Source organism: Paenibacillus sp. A3M_27_13, from assembly GCF_024213315.1.
Classification (GTDB): Bacteria; Bacillota; Bacilli; order Paenibacillales; family Paenibacillaceae; genus Paenibacillus; species Paenibacillus polymyxa_B.
Window position 1 is genome coordinate 851,580 of record NZ_JANAVE010000001.1, and the last position, 20,166, is coordinate 871,745.

At 42.7% G+C, this 20,166-nt stretch carries 17 protein-coding genes and 1 pseudogene; 6 read left to right on the forward strand and 12 right to left on the reverse strand.

All coding sequences use genetic code 11. The features are described 5' to 3' along the window. Positions 1–30: 30 nt before the first annotated feature. The gene (locus NLX82_RS27510) at positions 31–159 is read right to left on the reverse strand and encodes a hypothetical protein (protein WP_013371969.1); all 129 of its coding nucleotides are present in this window, start codon (positions 157–159) and stop codon (positions 31–33) included. Positions 160–327: 168 nt separating this feature from the next. Between NLX82_RS27510 and NLX82_RS03760 the strand changes: the two genes are divergently transcribed. Then, positions 328–594 carry a DUF2642 domain-containing protein gene (locus NLX82_RS03760; protein WP_025719729.1) on the forward strand — a complete coding sequence of 89 codons (267 nt, stop codon included), beginning with the start codon at positions 328–330 and terminating at the stop codon, positions 592–594. 71 nt (positions 595–665) lie between these two features. On the opposite strand, the gene NLX82_RS03765 is transcribed toward NLX82_RS03760, so the two are convergent. Together NLX82_RS03765 and NLX82_RS03770 are read right to left on the reverse strand one after the other, a co-directional pair. Continuing rightward, a complete protein-coding gene (locus NLX82_RS03765; RefSeq protein ID WP_254347495.1) occupies positions 666–2,210 on the reverse strand; it encodes a GH25 family lysozyme in 1,545 nt (514 codons plus the stop codon). Positions 2,211–2,449: 239 nt separating this feature from the next. After that, positions 2,450–3,475 carry a YeiH family protein gene (locus NLX82_RS03770; protein ID WP_053325755.1) on the reverse strand — a complete coding sequence of 342 codons (1,026 nt, stop codon included), beginning with the start codon at positions 3,473–3,475 and terminating at the stop codon, positions 2,450–2,452. 118 nt (positions 3,476–3,593) lie between these two features. On the opposite strand from NLX82_RS03770, the gene NLX82_RS03775 reads away from it, so the two are divergent. Continuing rightward, positions 3,594–4,481, forward strand: a complete 888-nt coding sequence (locus NLX82_RS03775; protein WP_023989411.1) for a LysR family transcriptional regulator — start codon at positions 3,594–3,596, stop codon at positions 4,479–4,481. A gap of 64 nt (positions 4,482–4,545) precedes the next feature. On the opposite strand, the gene NLX82_RS03780 is transcribed toward NLX82_RS03775, so the two are convergent. The 7 genes from NLX82_RS03780 to NLX82_RS03810 form a co-directional block, all read right to left on the reverse strand. Beyond that, entirely contained in the window at positions 4,546–6,123 is a 1,578-nt protein-coding gene (locus NLX82_RS03780) for a glycoside hydrolase family 43 protein (RefSeq protein ID WP_076295455.1), read from the reverse strand. A 16-nt stretch (positions 6,124–6,139) separates the two neighbouring features. After that, complete coding sequence (locus tag NLX82_RS03785) at positions 6,140–7,096, reverse strand: pectinesterase family protein (RefSeq protein ID WP_023989413.1); 957 nt, start codon at positions 7,094–7,096, stop codon at positions 6,140–6,142. A gap of 24 nt (positions 7,097–7,120) precedes the next feature. Continuing rightward, positions 7,121–8,005, reverse strand: a complete 885-nt coding sequence (locus NLX82_RS03790; RefSeq protein ID WP_068942317.1) for a dienelactone hydrolase family protein — start codon at positions 8,003–8,005, stop codon at positions 7,121–7,123. A gap of 23 nt (positions 8,006–8,028) precedes the next feature. After that, positions 8,029–9,390, reverse strand: coding sequence for a glycoside hydrolase family 28 protein (locus NLX82_RS03795; RefSeq protein WP_068942319.1), 1,362 nt, complete (start codon positions 9,388–9,390; stop codon positions 8,029–8,031). A 134-nt stretch (positions 9,391–9,524) separates the two neighbouring features. Further along, complete coding sequence (locus NLX82_RS03800) at positions 9,525–11,045, reverse strand: extracellular solute-binding protein (protein ID WP_028540499.1); 1,521 nt, start codon at positions 11,043–11,045, stop codon at positions 9,525–9,527. 28 nt (positions 11,046–11,073) lie between these two features. After that, a complete protein-coding gene (locus tag NLX82_RS03805; protein WP_023989417.1) occupies positions 11,074–11,697 on the reverse strand; it encodes a YesL family protein in 624 nt (207 codons plus the stop codon). Between the two features lie 21 nt (positions 11,698–11,718). Next, entirely contained in the window at positions 11,719–12,678 is a 960-nt protein-coding gene (locus NLX82_RS03810; RefSeq protein ID WP_023989418.1) for an ABC transporter permease, read from the reverse strand. A gap of 269 nt (positions 12,679–12,947) precedes the next feature. Between NLX82_RS03810 and NLX82_RS03815 the strand changes: the two genes are divergently transcribed. Then, entirely contained in the window at positions 12,948–13,847 is a 900-nt protein-coding gene (locus NLX82_RS03815; RefSeq protein WP_028540498.1) for a carbohydrate ABC transporter permease, read from the forward strand. On the opposite strand, the gene NLX82_RS03820 is transcribed toward NLX82_RS03815, so the two are convergent. Continuing rightward, a complete protein-coding gene (locus NLX82_RS03820; RefSeq protein ID WP_053325758.1) occupies positions 13,844–16,105 on the reverse strand; it encodes a helix-turn-helix domain-containing protein in 2,262 nt (753 codons plus the stop codon). The genes NLX82_RS03815 and NLX82_RS03820 overlap by 4 nt on opposite strands. 168 nt (positions 16,106–16,273) lie before the next feature. On the opposite strand from NLX82_RS03820, the gene NLX82_RS03825 reads away from it, so the two are divergent. Together NLX82_RS03825 and NLX82_RS03830 are read left to right on the forward strand one after the other, a co-directional pair. Continuing rightward, positions 16,274–17,770 carry a GDSL-type esterase/lipase family protein gene (locus NLX82_RS03825; protein WP_068942321.1) on the forward strand — a complete coding sequence of 499 codons (1,497 nt, stop codon included), beginning with the start codon at positions 16,274–16,276 and terminating at the stop codon, positions 17,768–17,770. 283 nt (positions 17,771–18,053) lie between these two features. Continuing rightward, positions 18,054–18,386, forward strand: coding sequence for a hypothetical protein (locus NLX82_RS03830; RefSeq protein ID WP_068942323.1), 333 nt, complete (start codon positions 18,054–18,056; stop codon positions 18,384–18,386). Positions 18,387–18,595: 209 nt separating this feature from the next. Here NLX82_RS03830 and NLX82_RS03835 read toward each other — a convergent pair whose 3' ends face one another. Then, entirely contained in the window at positions 18,596–19,135 is a 540-nt protein-coding gene (locus NLX82_RS03835; RefSeq protein WP_254347496.1) for a GNAT family N-acetyltransferase, read from the reverse strand. Positions 19,136–19,886: 751 nt separating this feature from the next. Here NLX82_RS03835 and NLX82_RS03840 point away from each other — a divergent pair. Continuing rightward, positions 19,887–20,087 (forward strand): annotated as a pseudogene (locus tag NLX82_RS03840) (uridine kinase); the annotation flags it as partial. Positions 20,088–20,166: the final 79 nt, after the last annotated feature.

Here is a 20,166-nt window from a genome sequence, read left to right on the forward strand (position 1 = left end):
CCGATGGGGGGTTAAGCTACTCATTTCAATTTAAACCCATAAAGACTTAGTAATGATAACGAGCAAAATGAACAGTACCAGGATAGCTCCTGTCGATGTCCATACTCCTGGGTAGCCCCCTACTGAACCGCCACCACAACCTCTTTCACATTCACTCATGGTCATTGCCTCCTTCAATTCAAGGTACAACATAGCTTATGTATTGAGCTTTCCTATGGACCGGGCTTTTCGGCAATGTTATGAATGTTTTCGCTGATGGGCATTAGCCTACACCTTTCCTAGGCAGGAGCATAGGATAACACAACTAATCTTGAAGGAGTGAAGCAATTGAATTCAAATCAAATGCTCAATTACAACGTTAATCAACCTTTTCCTCACCATCCTACCTCTCATCACGTCGTGGTGCACCCTGTAGATCCATACGTCGTAGAAACATTAAAATCGGTGATCGGCAAGTACGTTGTACTTGAGACAACACGTGGCAGAATTGATGGATGCGTAGTCGATTGTAAGCCCGACCATGTCATTTTAGATGTATACGGAAAAAAATTCTTTGTTCGAATCAGCGAAATCGTATGGATCATGCCCAACTAAACAAATCAGACATTAAAAATCCTCGCAGATCCCGTTCCGGATTCGCGAGGATTGATCATGATATGATTTGGCTAATCGAGCTCTCCTGCCAGTGAAGCCCGGAGTTCATCTATCGTTCCGTTGTATTCATCCAAATCGACTTGGCCTTGAATACCCGGAACACTGCCTGTGCTACTGTACTGCCAAGCCCACCAGTTATTCCAAGCTGGAACCGCGGTCGGCTTTTGCGTAGTGCTGTATCGGGCTACCCACAGTTTATACATAGAAAATGTAGGATCAAACTTGGAAGCAAAAACATTGCCCGTGTATACGATTGGCTGACGCCCGGTAAGCCTCTCCATTTCATCCAAAAAGGCATGAGCCACTTCACTAATTTGTGCAGGAGTAAGACCTTTGGGGTTATTTTCATAGTCCATCACAGGGGGCAGATCTAGCCTGCCTCCTGCTGAATCTATAGCCCTGGCAAAATTAGCTGCTTCCTGACGAGCTCCATCCGCGGTAGTAGCATTCAAAAAGTGGTAAGCGCCAACCAAGATGTTAGCATCTCTGGCACCCTGTACATTTATCAAAAATTGATTATCTTGATATTTTGTGCCCTCTGTAGCTTTAATAAAAGCAAATGTCTTACCTGCCGCTGCCACTTGCTGCCAATCAATATTGCCATTATAGTGTGAGACGTCAATTCCTTGCGCGTGTCCATCAGAAGAAATCGCAGGTACAACAGGTATGGTAGGTATAACGTCCTCGGTAGTTGATGGCTCCTCCGTTTCCTGATCCAACGCTATAACAACCTTACCATCATCCGCATTGAGTACATGAAAGGGTGTGCTGTGATTAAGATCAACCACAATACGTACCGATGCGGGGGTTGTACTAAACATGGAGTATCTTACTTGGGAAACATCTGGATCTTCAGTGACTGGAAAACTTCCTTGTCCACTACTGTCAAATGATTGCGATGCTAGAAATTCCTCAGAAAACGTTGAACTAGGTATGTCTACAACAATACGGTCTGCATGAGTCAACGTAGTTACTTTGGGGGTTGCTTTTCCATTAACAGCTATAGTCAATTGGTGATTAGCGAAGCTAATTTGGTTTATAGCCGTACGCGCACTCTCTTTAGAATTACTTACAGCTGGAGTAGCAGAATGATCATGAGTGGACTCGCTATTGCGGCTTGAAGTAGGCGGAGTCGTCAGGAACACAGTTTTAAGCTCGTTGTTCCAGGCCACATCAATCCCTGTCTGTTCGGACACGAAGCGAAGCGGAACATAAGTCGTCCCCTCTCTAAGCAAAGGCGCTACAGCCAATCCCATTTGATGATCATTGACAGAGGCTATGGGATTGTTGACCTGAAGACTGAGGTTAAGATTTTGCTTATGTATAGTTATGGTCCCTGTCTTGGACTCCCAATTCACGCTATAACCCAATTCCTCTACAATGAGACGGAGTGGAACCAGTACATTCCCCTTTACTTCTTGAATCTGAACACCTTTGCCAACACTTATATCTTTACCATCCAACTGAAGATGTGAACTCGAAGATGCAGCATGACTTTCTCTTGGAAATGCTAGTAGAAACAGAAACAAAAAAGCAAATAAACAAATTTTCTTCATTATGTACCCTACCATTCTCTAAATTTTCGCTTATGAAATTCTTGCACTCTATGATTCTCAGGACCTCCATTTTGATAGACGCGAATCATATGTAAAAAGTTACGATTGATTCAGTATATATTTCAGTCTTATCATACAAAAGTACTAAAAAACTCTGCCAGCTATACAGCAAGCAGAGCTTTTTCCAGTTTTATTAATCTAGTTTACTAGCAATCTTATCACAAACGAATACTTCATGTTCACACTGTTAAAAATGTTAACCCTATAAGAATGATCGAAGTAACAGACAGTACCAGTAAGGGAAGCATTGCTTTCTCCCGCAAAGCCTTAAAGCTCACATTCAGCCCCATGCCTACCATAGCCATCGTTAACATAAAGGTGGTAACTTGAGAAATTCCGTTCGTCAGACTAGATGGAACTACAATATATTTTCCAAAAACATAGCTGCCCACAATACTTGTAGCCATAAAGCCGATGAGGAACCAGGGGAACTCCACTTTAGCGTCTGTACGAATTTTTCCAGTTCGTTTCATCCAAACCATTAAAACAAAGCTGAGCGGTATGAGTAAGAAAACACGCCCCAGTTTGGCTAATAAGCCCATTGCAAGTGCATCCTGTCCGGCAGGGGCTGCAGCTAAGGCCACATGTGCAATTTCATGTAAACTGATACCCGACCAGATTCCATATTGCATATCCGTCAAAGGAAGCCAGGGCCGAAGCACAGTAAATAAAATGGCAAATACCGTTCCAACCAAGGCAATGAGTCCTACCCCTATGGCTGTATCCTCATCTTTGGATTTTAACAAGGGAGAAACCGCTGCAATCGCTGCTGCACCGCAAACTCCTGTTCCAATACCAAGAAGAAGCGAAAGCGAAGCATCTGCCTTGAAACGTTTTGCCAGCCAAACCGTAAAAAAGATGGAAAATACAACAGTGCCCACATCACGCAAAAGTAAACCAAGTCCATGATGAATGACAACATCCATGTTCAACTTCAGCCCAAATAACACAATAGCTCCACGTAGTATTTTCTTTGCTGAAAACTCAACTCCCAAGCGCACAGCTTCAGGGTATCCCCACAACTGTCGGTACAGAATAGCGAGAAACATGGCACAAGCCAATGGACCTACATAATGAAAGCCTGGCAATTCGTTCAGGCCATAGCCTGCCAAAGCAAATAACATCGTGAGGACAATGCCAAATATACGCTGGAATAATCGACCTCTGTTCGAAAATAATTTGGTGTGTTGTGTATGACTGTTCATGGTGAACCCCTCCAATTCTACATGCATCCAGCTTAATATGTTTTTTGTCATAAGAAAAATAAATCATTATAATAATGATAATAAGTAAATAGATATTATGAATTTGGAGGAATGGGCCTTGGACCAATCTTTAATCGTATTTGTTATGGTCGCGGAGAAACAAAATTTCACACGAGCTGCCGAGGTGTTACACATGACCCAACCTGCGGTAAGTCAATATATTCAAACGCTGGAACGTAGCGTAGGAACCCGCCTCCTGGAGCGTAGCAATAAGTATGTACGCTTAACCAAAGCAGGTGAAATTGTGTATCATCATGCTCAGGAGATTATCCGTCTCCATACACGGATGCAGTATTTGGTGGACGAGCTGATGCATACAGCAAAAGGAAACCTGTCGATCGGCGCAAGCTACACGTATGGCGAATATGTGCTGCCGCATGTGATCGCGCAAATGAGGGTCCGGTATCCACTCATTCAGCCCTCCATTACCATCGGCAACACCCAGGAAATTGAAAAACTCATGATCCATAATCAACTGGATGTAGGCATTATCGAAGGAGAATTTCAGCATGACCATTTACACATCGAATCATTTGCTGATGATAGAATGTATATCGTCGTTCCGCAAAATCACCGTTTGGCTGGTAAATCTCAAGTGGATGTAAGTGAGCTGCAAGAGGACATCTGGATTCTGCGGGAAGAAGGTTCTGGAACCCGGGAAGCGGCTGAAAAAATGTTTGCACGGTTTCAGTTCTCCCCTTCTCATATGATGAATTTTGGCAGTACACAGATCATCAAAGAGTCTGTAGAAGCAGGCTTGGGGATTTCTTTGCTGTCCCAATGGGTCATTCAGAAGGAACTTGCTCTGGGAACATTAAAAGTACTGGATATTCGTAATCTTCCGGTTATTCGAAAATTCTCCTTCCTAACTCCTTCTTCGACATTTGAAACGAAAGCAAGCACCGCTTTTTTGGAGATTTTGCGAAGTTATAATGTGAAAAGGTAAAGTGCAGAAACAACGAAAAAAGCACCCATTAAGGTGCTTTCAACATAATCATTATCATGTTTTTTTATGAGGAAAGATGATCCTTACCATGATAGAAGAAATGAGAAAAATCAGCGTAGCTTCCTTGGAATTGTTGCATATCATGAGCAGCAATACCTACAAAATTTCCTGTAAAACCCCCGGATAAAAAGCTGATATCCTGCATTTCAAAAAGCCGCTTCCAAGCAGGTTTGTCTCCGACTCCATAATAAAATTGCCCGTGGGATGCATGGACTTCCACAGCTAAATGTATAGGAAGATCGTCCTGAAGCGTAATTGCTTGAGGAACTAAGGTAAATGTATTGGCTTCACATCGCATCATGCGCAGTACCTTCCCTTGCCCCTCCTCATAGCTAATATAGGCATACAAATAATCTTCTTCATTAAGGTACAGTAGTAGCCCCGCCATTTGTAAATAGCTTGTCGGCTTATACTCCAATGCTGTTTCTACCCGGAAATGATGATCCGTTTGCCGAATGGCAAGCACGTGATGCTGGAACAGACTTTGAATGGATTCTCCAGCCAGAATGCGAAGGTAGCCTGGGCGCTGGCTTAATGAACACCAGCTATCGTCCGCCAGGATACGCAATGTGTTCCACGTTTTATCTAATGTGGGTCCCTCGAAAAAATCCTTAAAAACATAACTCTGCTGCTCTTGCTTAACCGAGAACATCCCTTGAGGTGCGGGTACCTCCAATTGAGGTGTATGGCCCCCAGCAGTTAATCGCAGCCAGCCTTCATCATTCCAGTACACTTGCTGCAAGGCTGTTTCCCGTCCTAAAATGGCATATTTCCCCTCTACTGGACGTGTGCATAAATGAGCCATGTACCATTCGCCGTCTGGTGTTTGTACAAGACTGCCATGTCCTGCGCATTGTAACGGGAAATCAAGTTGATCACGTGACGTAAGCATTGGGTTGTGCGGGTCTACTTCATATGGCCCGGATATCTGCTTCGAGCGTGCTACGGTAACGGCATGCCCCGTACCCGTTCCGCCTTCCGCTGTAACAAGATAATAATATCCGTTTTGCTTGTAGATGTGAGGCGCTTCTGTTTTCTTTAAAGGAGTACAATCAAAGATTTTAACAGGCTCGCCAATGAGCTGTTGTTGCTTGCTGTCATACTCCTGCATGACTATACCGGAAGATTTATTGCTTTCCAACATGCGGTAATCCCACAATGCGTTCAACAGCCATTTACGTCCGTCCTCATCATGAAATAAAGACGGATCAAATCCGCTACTGTTAAGATAAACGGGGTCCGACCACGGTCCTTGGATCGTAGGCGCCGTCATCACAAAATTATGAACATCCTTGAACGGACGTTTGGTGCTTTTCACATCCGTATAGAGCAGATAAAAAAGGTCATCTGCATAGCTAAGCTGCGGTGCCCAAATGCTGCAATTTTTAGGATTACCTCTTAAGTCAACCTGATCGGTCAAAATATCTGTACAATGCTCCCAATTTGCCAAATCTTTGGACTGGTACACCCGCACTCCAGGCAGCCACTCAAACGATGACACCACAATATAGTAAGTATCTTCGACACGTGTAATACACGGATCGGGATTAAAGCCTTTTAATATGGGATTTTGGATCATCATGAGACCTCACTTCTCCTTACTTCCAAAATGTAACTTCAGCAAAAACCTGTTCCTTGCTCCATGCTTCTGTTCCCGCTTCAAAACAATCCGCCCACGGAACACGCTGCTTACGTAACGTAGCAACTTCATCGTGTCCGTTATATTCTTGATAACAGACGGTTTTCTCGTTCGCAACATTGTCCCAATTGTCCCAGCCACGTGGGTCAATATGATCGCCCATTTTACAATCGACAAATACGGTCTTGGCATATTCCCGCCACGGACGCCCCAAAAAAACCGGAGTAATATCAGGCTCTGCAGTTAGGTAGCAATGGTTGAATACATAACCATACGCTTGTCCTTGCGGCGTAGAGGCAGCTGTAACGTAGCTCGTTTGGTTCTTATGATGGCGTAAACTGCGAATTTCGCAATCTTCAAAATACGCGGTAGCCCCACCAAAAATAAAGTCCACCGTACCCTCTATATAACAATGCTGATAGAGCTGCCGATAGTGCCTATGATGCTCCTTCAAATGGATTCCACCAAACTGGAGTCGTTCTTTCGGTGCAGGAGGTAGAGGGCCTGTAAATAAAGTATCCTGGTGCCCTTTAAAGGTACAGTTTCTAAAGACCGTTTCATCACAATGAGCGTATACCGCAACGGCCTGCCCAATGGCTTCTCCCTGTCCTGCCGTGTTGGAAATTGTGAGATTTTCCAAGATCAGATGGCTACCGCCTAAAAATAAAGTAGGTGTCGCAAAGGTCCCTATTTCCTCACCCGCTTCATCCCTCTCTTTGGCATACCGATCCATTCGAATCTCTACCTGCCCGATGCCTATAATATGAAGATATGAACGGTAAATTCGTACCTCTTCCTCATAAGTACCTGATAAAATAGTTAGCGTTTCCATTTCGTTGGAAGCTGACTGCTCCAATACAGCAATCGCCTCCTGAATCGTATGGAAATCACAAAAGGATTCTTTTCCAACTAGCATGGTACCCCGATCCCTTCATTTGATTTACAGGTGTTCAGCTAAAAATGACTGCCACGCCGTTCGCATTTCCAACGTCTCCATATGTCCACCGCCCGCAATCACAGGCTGCCAATGCTCAGGGTGACCTGCCTCCTGGTAAGCTTCCAGCAGCCCTTTTGCCAAATGCTCGACTCCTTCAATAGGACACATCCGGTCATTTTGACCTGTTATACTCATCCGTGGACGAGGTACGATCCGCTTTTGAATATCCAAGGTGGTAAAATGCTTCAGCAAGCCGGGGACATAGGAGTAGAAGCCATGATGGTCCAATCCCCTTTTGGCGATCAGCGTATGGGCATCTACCTGTCCACAAATATCAACCGTGACCTGTATCCGTTCATCTAACGCAGCCATCCACCATGCCATGAGTCCACCCATCGACATACCGATTGTTCCGATACGAGAAGCATCAATGTCCTCACGCTGGCACATATAATCCACCAAACGACGGTTATCATACAGCATCATGCCCCACATCACTTGGCCCTGCCAGAGCATTTCCTTTACCAGCTCGCTCTCGGTTTTGCCTCCACGTTCATTAAATCCCCACATGTCAATGCAGCATACGCAGTATCCCATGTCTGTCAGAGTTGTAGCAAACGAGGGCTGCTGTAAGTAAGAACTGCTATGGATCAGTTCCTTGCGCCCGTTCGTATAATTGCCTCCATGCGAATGGTTAAAAACGACCAATGGGAACGGACCGTTCCCTTGTAAGGGTGTAGCTACATAAGCGGGTACAGACTCGATCCCGTTCAAGTCCAGCAGGAGACACTCCAGTCGATATCCCTCACGCTCTTCTTGATTCAGCAGAGTTGCCGTTACAGGGCGATCTGCCGGAAGGTCTCCCAACAATGCTTGCAACTTATCCACGTTGTACCTCCTTTCATGCCCTCCTAATTCATCATATTTTGTTCAGAAGGTTGTATCGTTACTTGTTCTATCAGCTTTTCGGGCTGAGCTGTATTCTTCGAATGGCAACGATTGATTTCAACGTCTTCCCCATTTTCAATATAAAAGGCAGGACCTTCATGATTCTCAATCGTCACATGTTGAAAACGAATATCCTTCACGTTACCTAGATAAAAACCACGGTTGTTCATATCTTCTATCCCTGTCATCATGGCCGGACGACCGGGAATTGCATTTTTAGCCATAGAAATATCAATATTGGAAAATGTGATTTCAGCAATATATCGTTCTGCAAGTCCGTATAAGAATCCAGCAGCCGCATGAACCTGTCGTGCCGTAATATCGGAAAAATGGATTCGTCTAAAGCACGGGGTTTCATCGGTAATCGGATAGGGATTTTTGTCCCACACATATTTGTCTTTGCCCCGAGGGCCGCAGAAATAATAAAGATTCAGAATAAATGGACAAATTACATCTTCCATCACAATGTTGCTGACGCGAATATCCTCGATGGTTCCGCCACGTCCTCGTCTGGATTTCAGACGTATGCCCCGATCCGTTTGCTTGAACACGCAATTGCTGATCGTAACATTACGAATGTCACCACTCATTTCGCTTCCCAGTACGACTGCGCCATGTCCATGCACCATCGTACAGTTGGTAATCGTAATATTTTCACATGGAATTCGCTCTTGTGTATCTTCAGTTCCTGCTTTGATCGCAATACAGTCATCGCCCACATCTATATTGCAGTTGCTAATACGAACATTGGAACAGGATTCAGGATTAATGCCATCCGTATTGGGGGAGTCCGCCGGGTTAAGAATGGACAAATTATCAATTGTAACGTTATAGCAAGCGATGGGGTTTACAGTCCAACTGGGGGAATTTTTTAACATAACATCTTTAATGGTAACCCGCTGACAACGGTCAAAGCTGATTAATTTGGGTCTCGGATACTGTAACTCCTCTGGATGATTGCGGTGCTTTTCCCACCACGGCTGACCATTTCCATCCAGCGTTCCGCTACCTGTAACTGAAATATTCTCAAGGTTCTGCCCATAAATGCATGACGCATGCACTTCCCGCTGAACGCCTTCCCATCTGGATTCTACTACAGGGTAATCAGCCAGTTCCGTACTGAAGGACAGAGTTGCGCCAGGGCTTACATGCAGCTCAATGTTACTTTTCAGAAAGATAGCACCTGTCAGATACGTCCCAGACGGAACAAAAACGGTTCCTCCTCCAGCATTGCTGGCCGCTTCAATGGCAGCCGCAATCGCTCCCGTAACCAGCGTCGTGCCATCCTGAACTGCTCCATAATCTACAATGTTATACAATTGCATTTCGTTCTCTCCTGTCTTTATATTTTGTGAATGTTAGATCCATTTTGTATTGGGAAGAAAGCATAAGCTGCCCCCGGATTTCAACATCCAAGAAATTATTCAAGGAGTCTGGGGGCAACAGCCATGCTCAGCTATTATTTTTTCGTTTTCTTATACGCTTCCTCGTACTCAGCAGTAATCCGTGATCCACCGGAGTTTTTCCAGTTTTCTACGGCTGCTTTAAATCCTGCTTCGTCAAGCTCACCCATAATAAATTTGAAGGAGGCGTCGGTAATGATTTTCTCCAGCTCTGTTCCTTGCTCATTAGCGGTGACTGAATCCAGTGGCACGGTTGGGTCCAGAACAGCAAATTCATTATTTTCTCGGACTAATTCATTAGCCAGTTCCTTCTCTGGATTGGCATCTTTTAAGTTGTAGGTCACTTCACTTGGTCTGGAGCTTGAAAACGGCTGAACATCTGCTTGCCACAAATCTGTATTCGTAATTTTGAAGGCTCCATCTTTTTCGATCTTATAATGAGTGCCTTCTATACCGCCGGTCATATACATATATACATCTTTGTCAATTAAATCATCTACAAATTGCAGCAGTCTCTTCAACTCAGCTTCTGTTTTTACTTCGGATTTCGGAAATGCCAGCAAACCTCCTACCCCGCTTCCCTCAGACCATACGTGGTATTTGCCATCTCCATTCGAAATCTTGTTAACCGGTACCAGCTTCAGCCCCTTTTGTAAGCCTTGGGACAAGGTTCTGAGGTTAGAGATATCGATCATGCCTGTATAAATACCTGCTTTACCTTGTGCAAATTGTTGCTGCTGGTCCGTTTTAGCGGTTACAGCAAAGTCTTTAGAAAGATATCCATTTTTGTATAATTTATTGGAATACTTTAAGGTCTCCAAATATTGAGGAGTATCAAATTCCGGCGTAAATTTTCCGCTTTCATCTACTTTCCAGCCATTAGGTGTGCCAAAGTAGGAACTTAAAGTTTTGAAGCTGCTGTAGCGTAGATCCGATCTGTCAACAAACCCAGTCGTATCATTTTTTCCATTTCCATCCGGATCATCTTCTGTAAACGCTCTCGCAACTTCATACAACTCATCCAGTGTCGTCGGCACCTTCAGTCCCAAGCGATCCAGCCAATCCTGGCGAATGACCAGACCCGCCCGAGCCAGATTCTTCTGGAACGGAACGCCATACAGTACCCCTTCAATGGATGCGGCTTCCCGAACTTCAGGCGGGATTTTCTTCAAATTTTCATAATCATCCAAATACTTTCCTACATCCCAGAATAGCCCTGATTTCAAAGAGCTTCGTACTGAAGAATTTGTCATCATCGTCAGAGTCACCATATCGGCCAATTCGCCGGATGCAAGCGCGGTAGTGATTCTCTCTTCTTTGGAAGCGTCAGGCACCCAATTGAACGTGATTTTAGAATTGGTGTATTCTTCAATTTTGCTTTTGATCGTTTCTGTAGGCGGAGAAGCTGTATGCAATACGTTTAACCAGGTAAATTCCAGTTTGGACTTCGGATCATAGGTTTGGCCGCTTTGATCCTCAGCTCCCTTGTCACCGCAAGCAGCTAAAAAAACACTCATGACCATTAGTACAGCAAGAAGGCCCGATACTCCCTTTTTCGTCGTGATTCCCTTTTTCATCGTGTTTGCTCCTTTTCTGTTTATATATTTATGCCATATCTTCCTCTTTCACCAGAACCTCTCGCTCTATTTTGCTGAACACCTGATGCGTCATCCACATCACGAGATAACCCATAATACTTGCTCCGGCAAAAGTTAGAATTCCTGGGTACAAGCCTAGAATCAATGCAAAAAGCACGACAATGGCTACAAAAAGAACAAGCGTATATTGTAAATACGAAAATCCAATCACTATCGACATTTTGACCTTCAGTCCGATACCTTTCCAATCATAGTGAGCCAGCAGCGGGAAAATGTAGGCCAAAGAGATGAGATACAAAAAGGCTCCAATAAGCGTCACCACACGAACATACCAGGACGAGACGTTGACTATATCCACGTAGAGCACGTAACCCACAAGGCTGTAAAGCCCGCCAATGATTGCTGCTTCTTTAAAGCTTTCTCTAAAGTAACGTACAAACGTCGAGAAAATGGCGACTTCCTCATTGCCCCGAATCCACTGCCTTAAAATACTAAGCATAGCAACGGTTGCAGGCCCAACGCCTATAAAACCCAAGCCCAGAATCGTCGCAACCGTCCAAAGCAAGTTAAGGTAGACCAGGCGCAGCAGGCGCATGCACCATTTGTTCATGTTTTCTACAAACCGTACCATTTTGCATCCTTCCCGTCGTCATTAGTAAACGCCGTCTTCACCAAATTTCTTGGCCAGTCGATTGGAGCCCATAATCAGGATTAACCCTACTACACCTTTAAAAAGTCCTACCGTCGTACTGAAACTTAATTGTCCATTCTTTAAGCCCGCAGTATAAATGTAGGTGTCAAAGATTTCGGCAACCTCGCGGTTTAATGAGTTCAATAGCAGATACATATGCTCAAAGCCCAAATCCAACGTGCTACCGATCTTCAAAATTAACAATGTAATAATGACTGGGCGGATCGCAGGCAAGGTAACGTGCCATGTCTTTCTCAGGCGTCCAGCTCCGTCCATCTCTGCTGCCTCATACAATTGCGTATCTACCACTGTAATCGCAGATAGATAAATGATGGTAGACCAGCCGAGTTCCTTCCAAATCACTTGCCCGATGTAGACGGTTCGCAGCCATTGCGGAGAAGTTAAGAAGCTGATCTTCTCACCGCCCAGCGCGGCAATCATTTCATTCAGCACCCCACCGTCTACGGTTAGGAATACATAAGAAATCGAAACAATGATAACCCATGACATAAAGTGCGGGATGTAGATGATGGTTTGAATAATGTTTTTAAAAAACATCTTCCTAACCTCGTTCAACATGAGTGCCAAAATGATGGGCAATGGAAAAAAGATTACAATGTTCAGCGCAAACAAAACCAGTGTATTACGAAGCAGCATAAAAAACGTAGGCTCGGTAAACAAACGAATAAAATGCTTCATTCCTACCCATGGACTGCCCGTGATTCCCTGAAAAGCTTGATAATCCTGAAATGCAATCACCAATCCCCCCATAGGAAAGTACTTAAAAATAATGAAGTACACCAGTCCGGGTAAAACCATTAAATAGAGCAACTTGTGTTTCTGCATTCGTAAAAGGCTTTCCGTCGTTCTTTTGTTCTTTTTCATTTTCATGTTTGGTGCGGGGACACTTGAAACTTTCATTAGTTCGACCTCCTTCAAACATTCCTGTATACGTTTTCAAGAGTACGCGATTTTCAGCATTCCGCATATAATCATCAAATGATAGCGTTTACAAAATTGAGTATACAGCCTACTTTTCAACCTTTTCACCTTAGCTAATGATTACAACACAACCTAATGATCATCCGCTTTTCTCCATGATTAGAGAACACCTCAAGATTTGATTATATACGGAATTCTTTCCTCTTGATAAGGTTGACATGTAAACGATTACGAGGAGGTCAACCACATTGACGCAACCATTACGAAAACAAAAATTACGAAAAAAAGAATCGCTGGGCAGCCGTATTTTCAACATTGTAAACAGCACACTATTGATTCTCATTGCCCTCACTTGTCTCTTACCTTTTTTGAATATCATCGCCAGCTCTTTTGCCTCAACTGAAGAAGTGATAGCCAAGAAGTTCATTTTATTCCCAGTTACTTTTTCCTTGGATGCCTATCGCTATATTCTGTCGACTCCCACCATTTTTAGAGGTCTCGGGGTTTCGGTTGGAGTAACGGTCGTCGGTACAGTTGTAAGTATGATATTTACTGCTTTTATGGCTTATGGATTATCCCGAAGATATCTACTTGGCCGCAATACGATTAACTTCATTGTAGTGTTCTCTATGTTGTTTAGTGGGGGGATGATTCCGACATTCCTGGTTGTAAAAAGTATGGGGCTTATCAATTCGTATTGGTCCTTGATTCTTCCCGTGGCCATTAATGCGTTTAACCTGATTATCATGCGTAACTTTTTTCAGGCGCTGCCAGATGATTTGGAGGAATCAGCCAAGATGGACGGGTGCAACGATTTTGGTATCTTCTTTAAAATTATGTTGCCGTTAGCCCTGCCTTCTATTGCAACCATCTCTCTATTCTACGCTGTTGCCTACTGGAATACGTATATGCACGCCATTCTCTATATTAATGATTCTGCAAAATGGCCGATTCAAGTCTTGCTACGTCAAATTGTAATCGTTTCCAGTGGTATGCAGGCAGAAGGAACTGCTGTAGATGTCATCCCGCCTGCGCAGACGATTAAGATGGCAGTCATTGTCATTGCGACCGTTCCGATGTTAATCGTGTATCCATTTGTGCAAAAGCACTTTGTCAAAGGAGCTTTATTAGGAGCGGTTAAAGGCTAATTGGCTTGCTTCATCTTTCGGTAAGCTCCCGGTGTAACCTGTTCCTTTTTCCGAAAAGAGCGGATAAAGTTTTGCGAATTATGATATTGCAGTCGCTCAGCGATTTCTTTAATCGTCATATCGGTCTCAACAAGCCATTTCTTGCCCATTTGTAACCGGTAGCCCATTAGATATTCACTAAACGTCGTTCCGTATTCTTTTTTGAAAATACTGCTTAAATAATTCGGATTGTAATGAAGTCGGTCTCCAATGAGTTCTAATGATAATTCCTGGTCATATTCAGCACGGATAATAGCCGCAATTTTTTCCGAGAGACAGCGGAATTGCTGGTTGGTCTTCTCCTTCATGCTTTTTACCATGGGGAAAATAACTTGCTCTATCAGCATACGTTCTATCTCTTCCGGGTTACGGATGTCCAGCAAACGATGATACAAGGCATGATTGTCTTGCGTCAGCAGCACTTCAATCCCTAATAGCTGCTCCAATTGGATGAGGTTATTCACAAACCGTACCAACAGCACTTCAAAGTTCATGGAATGATTGTTTTTTATCATCATTTCCTCCAATAAAGAGTGCACGGTATGGTATACCTGCTCTTCGTCCCCTATTCGGATGGCATCAAACAGTTTTGATTCCAATTCCGTAGGATAATGAAGCAGCACCGGACCTGAAATGACCATGGAAATATCTTCATAAAAAATAATTGATTCTTTGCCTAAATTTAAACGGTGATGCAAAGCTTGCTTGCTCATCTCACAGGCTTCTTTACTTTCTAATAAGTTATCATACGCAGTACTAATGCCGATGCTGATGGATACATTCAAATACTCTTTTACGTTTCGAACCAAAAGGGTCGCATCATCTAGGACTTGCTTTCTCATTTCCTGTTCGCTCTTACCTGTCAGAATTAATATGGTGGCCTGAGTGTTATCGTTCAAAATGATGGGAAGCATTCGCTGCTGCTCTGGAATCGTTTCTTCTACGATTTTATTAATAGCCAGCAGCAAAACATCTTTATCCGAGGGCTCTCGATCTCCCAGATTATCCAGTTGGACTAACAAGGTAATATACATTTGATTCTCGATCGGCGGATAACCCAAGCGTGGCATTTTTCGTGCCAATTCCTCTGCAGAAATACGTTTGCGGAACAGGTTGAGAATCAATTGGGTTTCCAACTGTGGCATTTCGGACTGAATGAGACTTTCCAAGCTTTCTTTCTCGGTTACAATGTTATCGATTGAATTAATAATCCATTCAATTTCATTTTTAGAAGGTTCATTTTTGAAAGCGAAATTAGGATTTTTAGGCAAGCTTCGTTTTATTTGCTGAAATGGCTTTGTAAAGTAAATGGCAATGAAGTACGCCACTACCACCATTAAGAGCGTTAATACAAGTCCCATCATGATGATCCCAAATTTGGTCGTTTGAAAGGCATCCGCAATTTCTTTCTTATCTAATACCGTTAAGTAAGTCCAATTGTTGTAAGCAGATTTGGCATAAATGACTTGTCGTGCAGGCTGCTGATCCGTTTTCTCCAAAGTTAACATACCTGTGTTGTTCGGCTTCACTGCAGCTTCTGAAATATGCTGAAGCTGTTGGGTGGACAATAATTGTTCAGCAGGCTGGGTTTCATACATTAAATCGCCTTGTTTATTCAAAATAAAAACAGCCATATGATCCTCGGTTTGAATCGTATGATTTAACGTTTGCAGCGAAATATCCGACAAAGCAATGGCTTGCTTCTTCTTAGAGAATACAGGCAAGGTATTAACAAAACGAATTCCTTTATCTGTTTTAACCCAGAATAGTCCCTTCTCTTGGTGGTCGATATAGGTACTAATCAGCTTTTCTCGTTCCGTTTTCGTCAAATAGGACAGGCTTCCATTGGAGATTCTCCAATTCTGATCCAGACTGATGAGTGAATATTCCGTTCCCTCTAATCCCATCGTAGCAATATAATTGAGCTGAGTATTCACATTCCGATACGCTATAAAATCTTTTTCTGTAATGGGATTTTTCACAACATCATTAAAGGAACTGGTCGTGCTATACGTATTAAAAGCATATTCAATCGTTTGAATTTTCTGCTCCAGACTATTTCTGATCTGTGCCATGTAGCTTTGCTTGGTATTGGAAACTCTCTCCACAACGGAGCTAATTGTTGTAAAATAGATGTAGCTGCCAAAACTGGCCACCAATCCTATTCCCAAAACCAGAATCGTAATAAAAATAGTATAGAACATTCTTCCTTTTTTCATTGCGCTCCCCCTCTGGCTCTTTGCATCACAACAAAATTATAGCGCTTTCATAACAAGGTTTAAATCATTTTTTTCACGTGTGCATTATTTTTTACATCCGTATCATTCCAATTTAAGTCGATTTTGTTTGGTTTGCGGCAGTTAAAAAGAAATTTGGAGGAGTTATTTATGTTACATGTTATTAGTCCTAAAGAACCGATTATAAAAGAAGAATTTCCGTCAAACACTTCCTTTCTCTCCCTCTATCCCGTAGCAGCTCATGAAGCTCGTCCTTTTATATTGGTATTACCTGGCGGTGGATACGAGCATTTGGCCTCACATGAAGGAGAGCCTATAGCTCGGTGGTTGAATGATCTAGGTATTCATGCGGGTGTGCTGGAGTATCAAGTCGGCGATTTCGAGATTATTTCCTTGTTGAAGGATGTAGAACATGCTCTGCAATGGATTCGCCAAACACCGCATGATTGGCTAGTCATCCCTGATCAAGTGGGGCTCATCGGTTTTTCAGCAGGCGGTCACTTGGCCTCCATTGTCTCCACTATAGGGATGGTAAAACCAGATCTTCTGTTGTTGGGATACCCTGTAATTTCATTTCATGAGCCTTATACACATATCGGAAGCCGTACACATTTTTTAGGGGAACAGCCGACGCTGGAGCAGCTCCAAGCCTTTTCATCCGATCGGCAAGTAACTTCACATACACCTCCAACTTTGATGTGGACTACAGCCAATGATGGCGCTGTACCGGTAGAAAATAGTCTGTTGTTCGCTTTTTCATTATCCAGAGAACGTATTCCGTTTGAACTGCATGTATTTGAGGAAGGGCGACACGGCTTGGGGCTGTCAGAGGACAACCATGAATGCCATCAATGGCTTAATCTGGCGGAAACTTGGCTTCAAAAACATGGATATGCTCAGGCAAGGCAACAGATGACAACTCGACTGTTTATCGCTGGGGACTCCACTGCAGCTCAAAAAGGGGCTACCGAAAAACCGATGACAGGCTGGGGCGAACACTTGCAAAGCTACTTGGCACCGTCTGTTCATGTGGACAATCGTGCCGTCAATGGACGAAGCACCAAATCTTTTATAGCAGAAGGCCGGTTAGCTGATATTGAAAAAGATATTCAAGCTGGAGATTATCTGTTTATTCAATTTGGACACAACGATGAGAAAAAAGAAGACCCCACTCGCTATACCGATCCTGATGGAGAGTATCGTCAAAACTTAATTCAATACATTCAGTCCGCTCGGGAGCGTGGTGGAATTCCAGTGCTATTGACCTCTGTAAGCCGCCGCCGCTTCAAAGCAGACGGTGAACCTGATCCGCTGGCTGTAGGAGCCTATCCTGCTGCCATGAGACAAGTAGCCGCGGAAACCAAAACACCCCTGCTCGATATTTTTAAAGCTTCTCAGCAGCTATATCGTTCAATGGGTGAAAAAGAGTCACAGCAGCTATTTATGCATTTGCCTGAAAAAGCGCATCCTAATTACCCCGCTGGTGTAACGGATAATACCCATTTTTCTGACGAAGGAGCAAAGCAGGTCGCCCAGCTTGTAGCGGAAGCAATTCGACAGTGTGCGGAACTGTCTGCATTAAAACAACGTATGGTAGAAAGGAATCTAGACAGCGATGAGAGGCTTGCACACCAACTTGTCAACTGAAATCAAGAACTAAATAGATACAAACACAAAACGGACTTGGAGCTAATCACTCTGACGTCCGTTTTTTATTTCGTGTGATCAAAGACTATACAGCTATGAAGAATAGTTCAAAAGTATGGTAAATAAAAAACTTAAATTGTTATATTTTAATTCTTTTGTATTTTATAGGACTTTAGAATCGTTTTGTTGTATTATTTTGACAACATTTGTCGAATTAAGTGAAATCCATAACTTTACATGGTATATTTTAGGAGCTCAGATCATACATAAGGAGGATTTTTTTATGAAAACTAAGAAAATATTATTATCAACAGCTATGTCTCTGGGACTTATTGGGAGTATTATCGTCCCTAGCGCGTCCGCATCTGTAGGCCCTTCTCCGGTAATTACGCCTGTCGTAGAAGTTAACGGAGTATACTACAGAACGGCTACGTTGCCACGTAATTATTCCTATGCGTTGTCAAATTACCCAGGGGATACTTATAAAGTGGCGAGCGGAAATGTCACCGTCTCCGCTTCCGGGGTGGTAACAACTACTACTGCAACGACTGCAAGAGTTGAGATTTACGGCGGTAACGGTAAATTGAGAATGGTGTACACTGTTAAGGTGTCCTAAGATAAAAGCAGTATAAATAGCACTGTCCGTTTATTCGGGCAGTGCTTTTTTTATGAGACGAAAAGAACTCATATTAGCTTTTTTATCAGCGGAACCCTTTATTAGTTTTCATTGAACTCTATTAACCGACTCTTGTGAAGTTTTATTTAAATGCTCCTCAAATTGAGTGCTAAATGCTCGAACTTCCTCTTTTCTAAACTTTCGTGAGATCAATAAAGATACCCCAAAAAATCTAAGTCTCCCTCACTCCAATCCATCTTTCCTACTTCTTTAATCATTATTCCATCAATTTTCTCAAAGTCTATTCCATTTGTAATAATTTTTTCATTATCAATTTTTAACCATTTAATTTTGTTCTTTACAGGCTTATATCCATTTCTTAAATACAAGTTCATATTATCAGCAAATAAAAGTATAAAATCAATATTTCGTGTAACGGATAACTTTTCAATTTCTAAAAGCAGTGCTGAAGCTATTCCCTGTGATCGAACATTTTTTGAAACACACAAATCAATTAAACCCAGTACTCTTATGGTTTCTCCGTTTAGATTCATTATCCTATAATCTAATCCAACATGCCCTATAAGTTGATATTCATGGTTAAAAGCTAGAAGTCTAAAATGTGGAAGTTGCTTGAAATAAATTCTATCCGTAGGGTAGATTTCTGAAAAACTGTCCATTAATAATGCTTGTATACTGGCTGCTAACTTTTCGCTTATGTCATGTTCAAAAACTTGATCTATTTTCAAAATACCACTCCCATCCTAGTACCTACTTTAGCACTCTTCTACATTTAAGTGTGACAACTGTACGTGAATTGCGAAGGAATACTTCCTACTTACTGAAGCGGGTGATTTTTTTCTTGTTAATTCTAAAGGGGCTGTTGTATTAATTAACACAAATATAATTAGTGATCAATTTTTTGAACAGCCTACTATTCAGATTTATCAAGTATCCAAAAAAGAAAAGCACATAGCAATAACGTTTGAATATGGACCATCAAATACACTGTTTTATGCTTATCAATATAAAAACGGTACATTATTTAATAAACTTTCCATTATGGGCGATCAGGGAGTACAAGTTGATATAAAGGGAACCGTTAAACAATATTGGAAAAAGTACAGACCTGAGGGAGGATGGGATTTAGCTATAGCGACGTATTCATGGAGTGCTTCAAAGAATAAGTACCTCGGAGCAGGACAGCTGCCTTAGTTAATCATCTCTATTGAAAAGCTCACGTTTAAAGTCATCTAAGGAAATACACTGGGACTCACACCAGCTTTCAGTCAGTGGAGTCCTCTTTTAGATCTAAAAGTAAACTCACTAGTCCCTAATATTTTCTAAAGTAGCGCTTCCCATCTCCTGTAGGCATAATAACCTTCTGGTCCCTACCCCGTCATTCTACCCGAAATGTAGACCCTTCCGTCCACACAATATAGTCAAATCAGGCATCGAAAAGACGATATAACGATCGCAAAATGATTTCTGAAAGCTGTCCGTTATCAAAGGTATGACTGGGAAACCGATAAGTTATCGGAATGGCATACTGTTCCTGCTGGCGGCATTGTCATAATCGAAGGAGTATATTCCATCCGAAAGGAACTAGAAGACAAATATGACTTCAAAGTTTGGGTTGATTGTCCACGAAAAATTAGGCTTTCAAGAGGTCTTGAAAGAGACGGAGACTGTACTCGTGGGAAGGATTATAATCGCTCCCTCATAAAGGGGCTACTTTCCTCCATTTTCTCACCCTCTATAAACAACAAAAAACCCTTGC

Coding starts and splice junctions, on each gene's coding strand:
- NLX82_RS27510 (WP_013371969.1), bottom strand. CDS start 159: ATGAGTGAATGTGAAAGAGGTTGTGGTGGCGGTTCAGTAGGGGGCTAC.
- NLX82_RS03765 (WP_254347495.1), bottom strand. CDS start 2,210: ATGAAGAAAATTTGTTTATTTGCTTTTTTGTTTCTGTTTCTACTAGCA.
- NLX82_RS03770 (WP_053325755.1), bottom strand. CDS start 3,475: ATGAACAGTCATACACAACACACCAAATTATTTTCGAACAGAGGTCGA.
- NLX82_RS03780 (WP_076295455.1), bottom strand. CDS start 6,123: ATGATGATCCAAAATCCCATATTAAAAGGCTTTAATCCCGATCCGTGT.
- NLX82_RS03785 (WP_023989413.1), bottom strand. CDS start 7,096: ATGCTAGTTGGAAAAGAATCCTTTTGTGATTTCCATACGATTCAGGAG.
- NLX82_RS03795 (WP_068942319.1), bottom strand. CDS start 9,390: ATGCAATTGTATAACATTGTAGATTATGGAGCAGTTCAGGATGGCACG.
- NLX82_RS03800 (WP_028540499.1), bottom strand. CDS start 11,045: ATGAAAAAGGGAATCACGACGAAAAAGGGAGTATCGGGCCTTCTTGCT.
- NLX82_RS03805 (WP_023989417.1), bottom strand. CDS start 11,697: ATGGTACGGTTTGTAGAAAACATGAACAAATGGTGCATGCGCCTGCTG.
- NLX82_RS03810 (WP_023989418.1), bottom strand. CDS start 12,678: ATGAAAGTTTCAAGTGTCCCCGCACCAAACATGAAAATGAAAAAGAAC.
- NLX82_RS03820 (WP_053325758.1), bottom strand. CDS start 16,105: ATGAAAAAAGGAAGAATGTTCTATACTATTTTTATTACGATTCTGGTT.
- NLX82_RS03825 (WP_068942321.1), top strand. CDS start 16,274: ATGTTACATGTTATTAGTCCTAAAGAACCGATTATAAAAGAAGAATTT.
- NLX82_RS03830 (WP_068942323.1), top strand. CDS start 18,054: ATGAAAACTAAGAAAATATTATTATCAACAGCTATGTCTCTGGGACTT.